At 37.8% G+C, this 14,338-nt stretch carries 10 protein-coding genes; 8 read left to right on the forward strand and 2 right to left on the reverse strand.

Features of this window, described 5'->3' with window-relative positions; all coding sequences use genetic code 11:
• Positions 1–3 precede the first annotated feature (3 nt).
• The gene (gene rirA / locus ACFINE_RS01080) at positions 4–447 is read right to left on the reverse strand and encodes an iron-responsive transcriptional regulator RirA (RefSeq protein ID WP_375611276.1); all 444 of its coding nucleotides are present in this window, start codon (positions 445–447) and stop codon (positions 4–6) included.
• 172 nt (positions 448–619) lie between these two features.
• Here rirA and ACFINE_RS01085 point away from each other — a divergent pair, with 172 nt between their 5' ends.
• The 8 genes from ACFINE_RS01085 to ACFINE_RS01120 all read left to right on the forward strand — a co-directional run bounded on the left by ACFINE_RS01085 (position 620) and on the right by ACFINE_RS01120 (position 11,804).
• On the forward strand, positions 620–2,887 hold the full coding sequence (locus ACFINE_RS01085) for an ATP-binding protein (protein WP_375611277.1): 2,268 nt from the start codon (positions 620–622) through the stop codon (positions 2,885–2,887).
• Between the two features lies 1 nt (position 2,888).
• Positions 2,889–4,247, forward strand: coding sequence for a sigma-54-dependent transcriptional regulator (locus ACFINE_RS01090; protein WP_375611278.1), 1,359 nt, complete (start codon positions 2,889–2,891; stop codon positions 4,245–4,247).
• 4 nt (positions 4,248–4,251) lie between these two features.
• Positions 4,252–5,628: a Trk system potassium transporter TrkA gene (gene trkA / locus ACFINE_RS01095; RefSeq protein WP_375611279.1), complete on the forward strand. Its 1,377-nt coding sequence runs from the start codon at positions 4,252–4,254 to the stop codon at positions 5,626–5,628.
• A gap of 10 nt (positions 5,629–5,638) precedes the next feature.
• The gene (locus tag ACFINE_RS01100; protein WP_375620770.1) at positions 5,639–6,448 is read left to right on the forward strand and encodes a hypothetical protein; all 810 of its coding nucleotides are present in this window, start codon (positions 5,639–5,641) and stop codon (positions 6,446–6,448) included.
• A 147-nt stretch (positions 6,449–6,595) separates the two neighbouring features.
• The gene (clpP, locus tag ACFINE_RS01105) at positions 6,596–7,228 is read left to right on the forward strand and encodes an ATP-dependent Clp endopeptidase proteolytic subunit ClpP (protein ID WP_375611281.1); all 633 of its coding nucleotides are present in this window, start codon (positions 6,596–6,598) and stop codon (positions 7,226–7,228) included.
• Between the two features lie 183 nt (positions 7,229–7,411).
• Positions 7,412–8,686 carry an ATP-dependent Clp protease ATP-binding subunit ClpX gene (clpX, locus tag ACFINE_RS01110; protein ID WP_273723371.1) on the forward strand — a complete coding sequence of 425 codons (1,275 nt, stop codon included), beginning with the start codon at positions 7,412–7,414 and terminating at the stop codon, positions 8,684–8,686.
• 183 nt (positions 8,687–8,869) lie between these two features.
• On the forward strand, positions 8,870–11,296 hold the full coding sequence (gene lon, locus ACFINE_RS01115) for an endopeptidase La (RefSeq protein ID WP_375612894.1): 2,427 nt from the start codon (positions 8,870–8,872) through the stop codon (positions 11,294–11,296).
• 229 nt (positions 11,297–11,525) lie between these two features.
• Positions 11,526–11,804 carry an HU family DNA-binding protein gene (locus tag ACFINE_RS01120; RefSeq protein WP_375611283.1) on the forward strand — a complete coding sequence of 93 codons (279 nt, stop codon included), beginning with the start codon at positions 11,526–11,528 and terminating at the stop codon, positions 11,802–11,804.
• Positions 11,805–12,862: 1,058 nt separating this feature from the next.
• Here the strand turns inward: ACFINE_RS01120 and trmFO are convergent.
• Positions 12,863–14,275, reverse strand: a complete 1,413-nt coding sequence (trmFO, locus tag ACFINE_RS01125) for a methylenetetrahydrofolate--tRNA-(uracil(54)-C(5))-methyltransferase (FADH(2)-oxidizing) TrmFO (protein WP_375620771.1) — start codon at positions 14,273–14,275, stop codon at positions 12,863–12,865.
• Positions 14,276–14,338 lie beyond the last annotated feature (63 nt).

The raw sequence follows: 14,338 nt of genomic DNA on the forward strand, positions 1-14,338 counted from the left end.
ATCTTAGTTTGCTTTTTTGTCATTAATTTTAAAATGATTTTGAAAGGATGGTTGTTGTAGATCAGCAAGGGATATCACGGATAACACCTCAAAAAAAGCATTTAATGCTTTTTGAAGTGCGGTATTTAAACCACAAAAATCAAACAAGGGGCAAGTTGGTTCTGCAGTATCGAAACATTCTGCGAGGGAAAAGTTGTCTTCTGTTACTTTCACAACATCAGCGACTGAAATCTCTGCTGCGGGTTTAGCCAATCTAACTCCACCATTGCGTCCACGCACTGTTTGTATAAAACCTGCTTGAACAAGCAGCTGAAGGATTTTAAATAAAAAAAGCTCTGAAACGGCATATGCTTTAGCGATTTCTGGAACACGACTGAGAGTTCCCTGATTATCTGCACAATACATGAGCATTCGAAGAGCATAATTTGTTTGTTTTGTTAATCGCATCTCATTTCCTTCGTAAAGTATCGTCGAACACAGTCTATTTTAAAGATATTTTGCAAAATGTAGAAGTTTTTTCTCGTTGACTATATTTTCCTATTTTAAATGTAGTATTAGTATTGTCAATTTTTGCTACAAAAGGTTATATGAGAATAATGGGATAAGGGTATGTAAGCTCATGACGAATATAACATCTGTGACGAATCTTCAAGACATAGATAAAAATACTTATAACGATGAGTTGTATCGTTTAAGTAAGGTATATATTTTTTTAGGGATTACAATTATTGTATTGGCTTTACTTACGGCTTCTGTTTCATTTATTATTCTTATTGGATTAACTCCTGTTGTTCCCAGTAGAACAGTAACCCTTATTCTTATAGGAATTAATAGTTTTTGGGTTTTAGGGCTTATTGTCATCGTTTTTTATGAGATGATACCGATCATTCGTGCTTGGCGTTCAAGGCGTGCAGGATCGCGTCTTCATGTGCGCCTTATTTCATTGTTTGCACTTGTTGCGACAATGCCAGCTGTTGCTGTAGCTCTTGTATCGGGTCCAGCACTAAATTTGGGACTTGATCGATGGTTTGATACAACAACGCGGCAAATTGTGGGCTCTTCTATTGATTTAGCAAATGCTTATGCAGATGAAATGCTCCAAAATTTAAAAAATTTATCCTACGCGATGGCATTTGCACTTGATAACAAAAAACTCTTAGAACGTAATCCAGCTGAATATAGGATGCAATTGACGCGTCATGCTCTAGGACGCAATTTGCGTGGTGCATTTTTGTTAAGTTCTAGTGGAGCTATTTTTGTATCGAGTGCTCTTGGTGATGAAGATAAACTGCCAATTCCTCCTTCTCATCTTATTGAACGTGCAACCAGTGCGAGACCTTTTTCTTTTCAACCAGGCGTTCATGATTATTTTGGTATTATTTTAAAATTTACCAATATTCCAAACACATTTTTATATTTGGTGCGTGACGTTGATAAAGGTGTTTTATCTGCTTTGCGTTTGACAGAAGTTAATACAGATCGTTATCGTGATTTAAATGAGAATCGCCTGCTGACACAGATTGCATTTGGTATGCTTTATTTGTGTCTTTTTTTTAGTTTATTCTTATCAGCCATTTGGGCTGCTATTGCTGTTGCTGATCGCTTAGTACGTCCTATTCGTCTTCTCATTAGTGCTGCCGATGATGTTGCTTCTGGAAATATGGAAATTTTCGTGCCAGTACGAGCAAAAGATGGAGATATTGGGCAATTATCCAAAACTTTTAATTACATGGTCAGTGAATTGAAAAGTCGGCGTAATGAATTGATTGCAGTGCGTGATCAAATTGATGAAAGACGGCGTTTTTCTGAAGCTGTGTTATCGGGTGTAACAGCGGGAGTAGCAGGTATAGATGATAATGGTGATATCACCATTATCAATCGGTCTATTGAAGCGATGTTTGATATTCGCTCAGAGCGCGTTGTTGGAAAAAGTCTTTTATCTTTAAGCGCTGAAATTTGGCAGGTTTTTCAGTTTGTGCGTTCATTGGATCGTAAAAACCATCGTGAGCAGGTCACTTTAAACGTTGCAGGAAAAGAGCGTGTCTGTAATGTCCAAGTTACGATGGAGGAGGATGATGGACAAGGGCAATCTTGGGTTCTAACAATTGATGATATTACAGACCTTGTTGCAGCGCAACGTACAGCGGCGTGGGCGGATATTGCGCGGCGTATTGCACACGAAATTAAAAATCCTCTTACACCTATTCAGTTATCCGCTGAACGCATTCGTAAACGTTATAACAAAGCTATTACACAAGATAGAGAGGTCTTTGAGCGGTGTATTGACACAATTATTCGGCAGGTTGGAGATATTGGGCGTATGGTTGATGAGTTTTCCTCTTTTGCACGTATGCCCAAACCCAAAATGCATATTTTAGATATACGAGAATTGTTGCGCGAAGCATGTTTCTTGATAGAGGTGACGCGACATGATATTCATTTTGAGCAAGATTTAGGAACTCTACCACTTATGGGTGCATTTGATAACCGTCTCATTGTACAGGCTTTTTGCAATGTTATCAAAAACGCGAGCGAATCCATAGATTCAGTTATGCGAGAGGAAAATATTCACGGTCATATTCTTATCCGTTCTTATCGTCAGGAAGAATGGGTGGTTGTGGATGTTGTTGATAACGGGAAAGGACTTCCTAAAGAGCAAAGACAAAAGTTATTAGAACCCTATATAACAACGCGGGAAAAAGGAACAGGGCTGGGGTTAGCTATTGTGCGCAAAGTTATTGAAGATCACGGTGGTTTCATGGAGCTTCATGATGCACCGGAGAGTTTTTATGAAGGTCGTGGTGCGATGATCCGTTTGATATTTCCAGCGGATGGGGGTAAGCAGGGTAATATTATACAAGCCATAAATCATAAGATAGGGGAATAGTATGGTATCAGATATCTTGATTGTTGATGATGAAGCAGATATTCGTGAGCTTGTTGCTGGTATTTTAGATGATGAAGGTTATGAAACGCGTGTTGCTTGTAACTCTGATGAAGCATTGGCTCAAATTAGTGAGCGTATTCCAAAGCTCATTTTTTTGGATATTTGGCTACAGGGTAGTCGTCTCGATGGTTTAGCACTGCTTGATGAAATTAAAACACAATATCCGGCTCTTCCGGTCGTTATGATCTCTGGTCATGGTAATATTGAGACGGCTGTTTCCGCTATAAAGCGAGGGGCATATGATTTCATTGAAAAACCTTTTAAAGCTGATAGACTTGTATTGGTTGCAGAGAGAACACTTGAAAATTCAAATTTAAAACGTGAGCTTTTAGAATTGCGAAAGCGTTCGAACGAGACATTAGAGTTGCTCGGAAAATCGACAGTTATAAAAAATTTGCGTCAAATCATAGAAAAAGTAGCACCAACCAATAGTCGCATCATGATAACAGGTCCTTCAGGGGCAGGAAAAGAGACTGTTGCACGAGCTATTCATGCGCTCTCAACGCGTTCGAATGGGCCATTTGTTACAATAAATGCTGCAACGATTACTCCGGAAAGAATGGAAATAGAGCTGTTTGGCAGCGAAATGGAGGGAAGAGAGCGTAAAATTGGTGCCTTAGAGGAAGCTCATGGCGGTATCTTATATCTTGATGAAATTGCTGATATGCCGCGTGAGACTCAAGGGAAGATTCTTCGGGTTTTAACGGGGCAAACATTTGAGAGAATTGGCGGCACAAAACGTGTTAAGGTGGATGTCCGTATCATTTCTTCGACAGCGCAAAATCTTGAAAACCTCATTTCTGATGGGCGCTTTAGGGAGGATCTTTTTCACCGTCTTTCCGTTGTTCCTATTGTTGTTCCGCCCCTTTCAGCGCGTCGTGAAGATATTCCAGAACTTGTACATCATTTTGTAAAAACAATATCACAGCAGGTTGGGATTAAACCGCGTGCAATCAGTGATGATGTGATTGCTATTTTGCAAACGCACGCTTGGCCGGGTAATGTGCGGCAATTACGTAATAATATTGAGCGTCTTCTTATTCTTGTGCGGGATGGTGATGGTCCTATAACAGCGGACTTTCTTCCCAGTGAAGTAAGTGATTCTTTGCCACGTCTTCAAATGGATTCAGATGAAAGTATAATGGATTTGCCGTTACGTGAAGCTCGAGAATTATTTGAAAAAAGATATTTAGTGGCGCAGATTGGGCGTTTGGGTGGAAATATATCACGTACTGCTGAATTTATAGGCATGGAGCGTTCAGCTTTGCACCGTAAACTTAAAGCGCTTGGAGTTTCTTAAAGCGATGCGTATTATTATTTGTGGAGCAGGACAGGTTGGTTATGGGATAGCAGAGCGTCTTGCTGCTGAAAATCACGATGTTACTGTTATTGATATTGAAACGAGATTAATTGAAAAGATTCGCGATACATTGGATGTGAGAGGTTTTGTTGGTCACGGTTCACGGCCTGAAGTTCTTTTGGCTGCAGATGCAGACAAAGCTGATATGTTGATTGCTGTCACTTTGTTTGATGAAGTTAATATGGTAGCTTGCCAAGTAGCACATTCATTATTTAATGTGCCCACAAAAATTGCTCGTATTCGCTCACAATCTTATTTAGAACCACGTTATAAGACGCTTTTTTCCAGAGAGAATATTCCCATTGATGTGGTTATTTCACCAGAAGTTGAAGTTGGGGAAATGGTTTTGCGCCGTATTGCTTTACCTGGTGCAATAGATGTTCTTTATTTTTGTAATGATGATATTGTGGCACTAGCTTTGGAATGCATGGAAGATTGTCCCGTTATTAATACACCTTTGCGTCAATTAACAGAGCTTTTTCCAGATCTTCATACGACGGTTACTGCTATTAAACGTGGCGCGGAATTATTGGTTGCACATTCAGAAACGCAACTACGCGTTGGTGATATAACCTATCTTGTTGTTTCTCGTGAACAGATGCGTCGTGCTGTTGGGCTTTTTGGTCATAAAGAACAAGATGCCCACCGCATGATTATTGCAGGGGGTGGTCACATTGGCCTTTATGTTGCACAGGCTATTGAAAAGCGTTTTCATAAATTAAAATTGAAGATTATAGAAGCGCATAGAGAAAGAGCCCTCACAATTGCTGATCAGCTTGAAAAAACAACAGTTTTATACGGTAACGTGTTAGATCCAGTGATTCTTCAAGATGCGGGAATTGATCAGTCCGATTTAATGATTACATTGACCAATCAAGATCAGGTTAATCTCTTAAGCGCTATTATTGCTAAAAGATTGGGCTGCAAAGCCAATATGGTATTGATTAATAATGTTGCCTATCAAGAATTTAGTCGTGCTGTTGGTGTGGATGCATATCTTAATCCCCATAGCGTTACAATATCGAGAATTTTGCAACAAATGCGCCGTGGGCGTATTCGTTCTGTTCATTCAGTTTTTAATGGCCGAGCAGAAATTATTGAAGCTGAAGTGATGCAAACATCTTCATTGGTTGGTAAGTCATTATCAGAGCTCAATTTATCAGATGGTTTGAGAATTGGTGCAATTTATCGCAATAAGACAATAATACAGCTTTCGGCAGATACGCGTATTTTGTCTGGTGATAGAATAGTGATTTTTGCTCTTGCTGATAGGGTTCGTGATGTTGAACAACTCTTTCGCGTAAGTTTAGAATATTTTTGATGTATTATCTATGGATATTTGTACTTTTTGGTATAGTGGACAATTAAGATTGGTAGATAGGCTTTGTTTGTCTTCAATGGTTAAAACTGGACAGCGCGTTAAGCTTTTTAGTTATGATAAAAAAATAGATAATCTCCCTGCTGGTGTTGAGCTGTATGAAGCCGAATCAATTTTACCACACTCAGCAATTTATCGCCTTGATCCCGATTTTTCTGATGATAAACTAGGGTGTACAATTGTTCAGTTCTCGGATTTTTTTCGTGTTATGCTGATGAAATATCAACAAGGTGTTTGGTTAGATACAGATGTTTACCTTGTTAAACAATTTCATCCAGATGCGGATAAGGTTTGGTTGGCAAGAGAAAATAATACAAGAGTAGGCGTTTCTGCACTTTATTTTCCGCCCAATAACCCTATTATAAAAATATTTGAGGATTATTGGGCAGGTGCAGAAATTATTCCTCATTGGCTTGGGTTTAAGCGTCGTGTTTGGAGACCGTTCTGGTTAAAGAGGAAAAAAATGCCGATTTTACCGGGAAATCTTGGCGTTACAATATTTGGCAATGATGGTATTTCACGATTAGCAAAACGATATGGTTTTTTTCATGAAGCAAAGGAAAAGGAAACTTTTTATTATTGGACTGGGCGAAAAACTGAACGTATTTTTGAACCAGCTTTTGGCGTAAAGCCGCTTACAGATTCACGCTTGATAGGTTTTCATATTCACAGAAAGACAAAGACTACGAAAAGACCTCAGGAAGGAAGTTTTTACCATTGGGCGGTATCTCGCATTCCGGATGTTCATCATTTGTTTAGGTAGAGTTATTATTGCTATTTTAACTATTGAGATTTTAATCTATCTTATACAATCTCTTGATTGTAGCTTGCACAAGAGAGTAATGTTAACATATGGACAAAAACATTGAATGTGTAAAGAGCGGTTGTTATATGAACGGAAAGTAAAAATATGAGTGATCCAATGAAAACAGCATTAAGCCTTGTTCCTATGGTTATTGAACAAACAAATCGTGGTGAACGGGCCTATGATATTTTTTCCCGTCTTTTAAAGGAACGGATTATTTTTATTAATGGACCTGTTGAAGATGGTATGGCAATGCTTGTTTGTGCACAATTGCTTTTTTTGGAAGCGGAAAATCCTAAAAAAGAAATTAGTCTTTATATTAATTCTCCAGGTGGTGTCGTAACATCTGGTATGGCTATTTATGATACTATGCAGTTTATTCGCCCTCCTGTTTCTACGCTTTGCATGGGGCAAGCGGCATCTATGGGGTCTTTATTATTAACGGCTGGAGCAAAAGGTCATCGTTTTACATTGCCAAACGCACGTATTATGGTGCATCAACCATCTGGTGGTTTTCAAGGTCAAGCTTCAGATATTGAGCGACATGCGCAAGATATTATAAAGATGAAACGGCGTTTAAATGAAATTTATGTTCAACATACGAGTCAAGATTATGAGGTTATAGAGAGAACTCTCGATCGCGATCATTTTATGACAGCAGAAGAAGCCAAAGCGTTTGGCTTAGTTGATGATGTTATACAATACCGTGCAGAAACTGAAAAAGAAGAAAAAGATTAAGAATTTTTATAGAAAAAACAGCTACTTTAAATCAAAGAGTTTTATAAAAAATATCGCAAAATAAGAGAAACACCTAAAAGTATTGAGACATGCATGGTTTTCTATATGTCTTTTAGTTTTCATGATGAAAGGCTTCCTTTGAAAAGGCAAAGTGTTCATATATTGTGGTGAAAGGAAAGAAAAATGAGCAAAATTAGCAATAGCGGGAACGAATCAAAAAATACTCTCTATTGCTCGTTCTGCGGCAAGAGTCAGCATGAGGTGCGTAAGCTCATTGCGGGGCCTACTGTATTTATCTGTGATGAATGTGTAGAGCTTTGCATGGATATTATTCGGGAAGAAAATAAGTCTTCTGGGGTTAAGGTGCGTGATGGTGTTCCTACGCCACAGGAAATTATAACAGTTCTTGATGACTATGTTATTGGTCAGCAACATGCAAAGCGTGTTCTTTCTGTTGCTGTTCATAATCATTATAAACGGTTGGCGCATCAGTCTAAAAGCAATGATATTGAGTTGGCTAAATCAAATATTCTTCTTGTTGGTCCAACGGGTTGTGGTAAAACTTATCTTGCACAAACATTAGCACGTATTATTGATGTGCCTTTTACGATGGCGGATGCGACCACTTTGACTGAAGCGGGTTATGTGGGAGAAGATGTTGAAAATATTATTTTGAAGCTTCTTCAAGCAGCAGATTATAATGTTGAACGTGCGCAGCGTGGTATTGTTTATATTGATGAGGTTGATAAGATTTCTCGTAAAGCAGACAATCCTTCTATTACAAGAGATGTTTCGGGGGAAGGAGTTCAGCAAGCATTATTAAAAATTATGGAAGGAACGATTGCTTCTGTTCCTCCTCAAGGTGGACGTAAGCATCCGCAACAAGAGTTTCTTCAGGTTGACACCACAAACATCTTATTCATTTGTGGGGGAGCTTTTGCAGGTTTAGAACGGATTATTTCAGGGCGTGGTGAAAAAACTTCTATTGGTTTTTCTGCGACTGTTAAGGCTCCGGATGAGCGTTGTGTCGGTGAAATTTTTCGTGATTTAGAGCCTGAAGATCTTATTAAATTTGGTTTAATACCAGAATTTATTGGGCGGCTTCCTATAGTCGCTACCTTAGAGGATTTAGATGTTAACGCCCTCATGCAAATTTTATCCCAACCTAAAAATGCGTTAGTAAAGCAATATCAGCGTCTTTTTGAAATGGAGAATGTTGAGTTAGCATTTCATGAAGATGCTTTACGTGTTATTGCAAAGAAAGCAATTGAACGTAAAACTGGTGCTCGTGGTTTACGTTCTATTATGGAGAAGATCCTTCTTGAGACGATGTTTGAGCTACCGGCTCTTGAAGGCGTTCAAAAAGTGGTTATTTCGAGTGATGTCGTTGATGGTAAAGCGCGTCCTCTTTATATTTACTCAGAACGTGCAGAAGATAAAGAAAATGTATCAGCATGACATTGTGCGATGCACAATATAAAAGGTGGTAGTGAACGGTATTTGATAGGTGTTTCTAATAATATCATTATAATGCTTGATTTATGTATGAGTAATTACCACTTCATGTACAGTGAAGAGCTGAGATTTTCTAAAGGTGGGCTAATTGTTGTAGATAGCTCATAGGCTCCAGAAAGGAGAGTTATGCAATATATTGATGAAAAGACAGATGAAGTAAGAGATGGGGTTTATGCTGTTTTACCTCTTCGTGATATTGTTGTCTTCCCCCATATGATTGTTCCACTTTTTGTGGGCCGCGAAAAATCAATTCGTGCTCTTGAAGAAACGATGGCGGTTGATAAGCAAATACTATTGGTGACACAAAAAAATGCTTCTGATGACGATCCAAAATCAGAGGATATTTATCATATTGGTACATTTGCTAATATTCTTCAACTTTTAAAGCTTCCTGATGGTACTGTAAAGGTTTTGGTTGAAGGAACTGCACGTGCAAAAATTAGTCAATTTGCTTTAAGTGAAGGTTATCATCAGGCTTTTGCAACTGTTACAGAAGAACCTAGAGAGAGTGATGTTGAGATTGAAGCTCTTTCAAGGTCAGTGATTACTTATTTTGAAAACTATGTAAAGCTTAATAAAAAAATCTCTCCTGAAGTTGTGAATGCGATTGGCCAGCTTGATAATCCTTCTAAGCTTGCCGATACGATTGCTTCTCATTTGATGATTAAACTGGCAGAAAAACAGGAAATATTAGAGCTCTTACCTGTGCGGGCCCGTCTTGAACGTGTTTTGTCCTTCATGGAAGGAGAAATTTCTGTTTTGCAGGTTGAAAAACGTATTCGTTCGCATGTTAAACGGCAAATGGAAAAAAACCAACGAGAATATTATCTCAATGAGCAGATGAAGGCTATTCAAAAAGAGTTAGGAGCAGGTGATGATAGCCGAGATGAACTCTCTGAATTAGAAGAACGTATCAAGAATACAAAACTATCCAAGGAAGCACAGGAAAAAGCTGGAGCAGAATTGAGAAAATTACGGAATATGTCTCCTATGTCTGCAGAAGCGACAGTTGTACGTAACTATCTTGATTGGTTATTAGCAATGCCTTGGGGTAAAAAATCTAAGATTAAAAACAATTTAGATTTTGCTGAAAAGGTCATGAATAATGAACATTTTGGTCTTGAAAAAGTTAAGGAGCGAATTATTGAATATTTGGCCGTACAAAGTCGCGCGTCAAAGATAAAAGGTCCCATTATTTGTTTGTTAGGTCCTCCAGGTGTAGGGAAAACATCATTAGCGCGCTCTATTGCAAAGGCAACGGGACGTGAGTATGTTCGTATCTCATTGGGAGGTGTCCGAGATGAAGCAGAAATTCGTGGACATCGCCGAACATATATTGGCTCGATGCCTGGGAAAATTATCCAGTCTATGAAAAAAGCAAAAAAATCTAATCCGCTTTTCTTGCTTGATGAAATTGATAAAATGGGCCAAGATTTTCGTGGTGATCCTTCATCCGCTTTATTAGAAGTTCTTGATCCTGAACAAAATGGTACATTCATTGATCACTATTTGGAAGTTGAATATGATCTTTCTGATGTCATGTTTATCACAACTGCCAATACGCTTAATATTCCAGGTCCGTTAATGGATCGTATGGAAATTATTCGTATCGCTGGTTATACTGAATGTGAGAAAATGGAAATTGTTAAACAGCATCTTTTACCAAAGGCACTAAAAGATCACTGTTTATCTAAAAAAGAACTCAGTATTTCTGATGGAGCACTAAGGTCAATTATTCAGTTTTATACACGTGAGGCAGGCGTTCGTAACCTTGAACGTGAACTCATGAAAATTTCCCGCAAATCCGTTACAAAAATTCTCAAAACACATCAAAAATCTGTAAAAGTTACAGAAAGTAATATTCATGATTTCTTGGGTGTTAAACGTTATCATTACAATCAGATTGAAGGAGAAAATCAAGTTGGTGTTGTAACAGGTCTTGCGTGGACAGAAGTCGGTGGAGAGTTATTGACTATTGAAGGAGTTATGATGCCCGGCAAAGGGAAGATGACTGTAACTGGAAATTTACGTGATATTATGAAAGAGTCCATTTCAGCGGCAGCATCTTATGTACGTTCTCGTGCTGTTGATTTTGGTATTGAACCTCCACTTTTTGAAAAACGCGATATCCATGTTCATGTTCCAGAGGGTGCGACACCAAAAGATGGCCCATCGGCTGGGATTGCAATGGTGACAGCAATTGTTTCGGTCCTTACAGGAGTAGCTGTGCATAAAGATATTGCAATGACTGGTGAAATTACTTTACGTGGACGCGTTTTACCCATTGGTGGATTAAAAGAAAAACTCTTAGCAGCTCTTCGAGGAGGGATAAAAAAAGTACTTATTCCTGAAGAAAATGCAAAAGATTTGGTTGATATTCCTGATGATGTCAAAAATAATATGGAAATTATTCCGGTAAATCATGTGAGTGAAGTTTTGAAACACGCTTTGGTTCGTTTTCCAGACACTATTGAATGGAAAGAACCCTCTACAGGGGCTGTGCCAATCCGGTCAGAGAGCAGTGATAGTGAAGGAATACAGATTGCGCACTGATTCACTTATCTCATTTATAACGGCATTTTTTAGGTGGTAGAAGATGTTGTTGAGGTTATTATTCTGTTTTTTGTTGGAAAAAGTGAAAAATTCCGTGAATAACTGTGATTATTGCTAAAAAAACAATGTTTTGGATAAAAATAAGACTTCTGTTTGCTGTACTTTTCAATAAACTGACCAATAACATGATTAAGTCATGTTCAGGTAATATAGGGAAAGGAAATATTTTATGAATAAAAGTGAATTCGTTAGCTCCGTTGCTGAAAAGGCAGGTGTTTCGAAAGCGCAAGCTGGTGCTGTTGTTGATGCTTTTATGGCTTCTGTAACAGAAGCTTTGGCTTCAGGGGGAGATGTTCGTCTTCCAGGTTTTGGCACTTTTGAAGTTTCTCATCGTGCTGCAACAAAGGGGCGTAATCCTTCAACTGGTGCTGAAATCGATATTCCAGCACGTTCTGTACCCAAATTTTCTGCAGGAAAAAGCCTTAAAGAAGCAGTTAATAAAAAATAATTTAAGCTACATTAAAAAAACCCGATTTATTTATAAGCGGGTTTTTTTAACACATGTGTTATGCTTGTTTTTCACATAAAACTTTGAGATCCTTGCGATATTTTTATTTTCATGTATTGCTGGAAATATATTGTTTTTAGTCATTTTCAATGAAATATTGCACTGTTTTAATTGAGCGCGGGTATGGCTTATAAAATGTAATTATTAACTTTTATTACGCTGAAGTGTTACGGTATTTATTTCAAAACAAGATCCGTAAATAACATGAGGCGGAAAACTCTGTAAAGTCCATAAAAGTTATTATATATCACCATTTACGCTTAATAAAAGTGCATGTTGGTGCCACCGTGCTATCTATTTTCTCAGTTCCTATAATGTTGCGACTAGCCCCAGATATCTGAGACGAGTGCATAAGGGATAGTTTTATTCTTTTACTCTTATACGCCAACCTTTCTTGTGACGCACCAAGAGGATAATTTTATTGATTTATTATAAGATCCTGAAATAAAAAAATCTTTTGATATTCAGATTTGGTTTTTAATATTGGGATTTTTCTTGGCATTTGAGAGGGGAGAGATAGCTCCAGCTCTATCCTACAAATATTTTTTCCATATCTTTATTTCACTTGTGATATGCAAGCGAGTATTTTTCCTTCATCATACAAGAGTTAAAATAAGAGAACATCACAAATTTTGAGGGAGGAAGTTAAAAAACAGAAAAATTACTCTTATAAAATAATATACATTACGTAATATAAAAACTATTAATAAAGATAGTACAGTATTACTTGTGTATTTCCATTTATTTATTTTGATTATTCATAATATATTTATATAATTATTTTGTTTTTAGTCATTAAATCATATTAAATTATTGATAGTGGTAAAGTTTTTTTATAGCCAAAAGTTATTTTACAGCATCTACATAATTGAATAAATGATGAAACGTAGGGTAGTATTTATTGATTGGGGGAGACAGTCTTTAAAAGGCTTTAGAATGATTTTTTCACGAGAGTTATAAAGATCTATTCAGTAGGAGAGAGGCGAATCGTGTGTTTTTTATAAACAGGAGCTCTTTGATTCTTTATTTGCTAACCACTGAGTACAATCATTGAGAGCTCTCGCTGTTATGGCTTGTTTTTTTACTAATTTTTTTTCTTTACTTGGTAAACGTTTCCCTGAATGTTTAATAGAAGCAATAGGGGGAAAAAGTCCGAAATTGATATTCATTGGCTGAAAAGACTGTGTTTCTGCTTTTTCATCTATGATGTGTCCCCCCGTAATATGATTCAAAAGGGCTCCGAATGCTGTAGTTTGTGGGGGTAGGCAAGGGGAAATATGATGATATTCGGCAGCAGCAAAACGTCCAGCAAGAAGCCCTATTGCCGCTGATTCTACATAACCTTCACATCCGGTAATTTGCCCTGCAAAGCGTAGTTGTTTTTTTTGTTTTAAACGAAGGGTTTGATCAAGAATAATTGGCGAGTTGAGGTAGGTATTGCGGTGAAGACCACCAAGACGCGCAAACTCTGCTTTTTCAAGACCGGGAATCATTCTAAAAATGCGAATTTGTTCACCATATTTCAATTTTGTCTGAAAGCCGACCATATTATAAAGCGTTCCAAGTTTATTATCTTGGCGTAATTGAACGACAGCATAGGGTTTAACTGTAGGGTTATGGGCATTAGTTAAGCCCATAGGTTTCATAGGACCATGTCTTAACGTTTCAAGTCCGCGCTCAGCCATAATTTCAATGGGGAGGCATCCATCAAAATAGGGCGTTTTTTCAAAGTCACGAAACTCTGTTTTTTCAGCATTTTTTAACGTTTCAACGAATGTTTCATATTGTTCTTTGTTGAGGGGACAATTAAGATAGTCTTTTCCTGTTCCCTCAGGACCAATTTTATCATAGCGAGACTGATACCAACAAATGTTGATATCAATACTGTCGGTATGGATAATAGGTGCAATTGCATCAAAAAAAGAAAGAGCTTTTATACCGGTTATTGCTTGTAATTTTTGAGCAAGTGCAGGCGATGTAAGGGGGCCTGTTGCAATGACAACATGTTTCCAAGCTTTAGGAATTTCTTGAACTTCTTCACGTTTGATTGTTATAAGAGGGTGGTTTTCAAGTGCTGTCGTAACGGTTTTTGAAAATCCATCACGGTCAACAGCAAGAGCACTACCTGCGGGAACTTTGTTGGTATCAGCAGCTTTCATAATTAACGATTTTGCTAATCGCATTTCAGCATGTAAAAGCCCTACGGCATTTGTTAATGAATCATCGCAACGAAACGAATTTGAACAAACCAGTTCTGCCAATTTATCGGTTTTATGGGCATCTGATTTTTTTTCAGGTCGCATTTCATGCAAAACAACAGAAATTCCTGACTGAGCGATTTGCCAGCTTGCTTCACACCCCGCAAGACCGCCACCGATGATATGAATTGGGATATCAAATGTCTTTAACATAATTGACTTTTAGCGTAAGCAGTTATGTATGAAAAGCATAGATTTTGTTTTTTTTAATATATT

The organism is Bartonella sp. AA97HXZ (assembly GCF_042196985.1).
In the GTDB taxonomy this organism is placed as follows: Bacteria; Pseudomonadota; Alphaproteobacteria; order Rhizobiales; family Rhizobiaceae; genus Bartonella.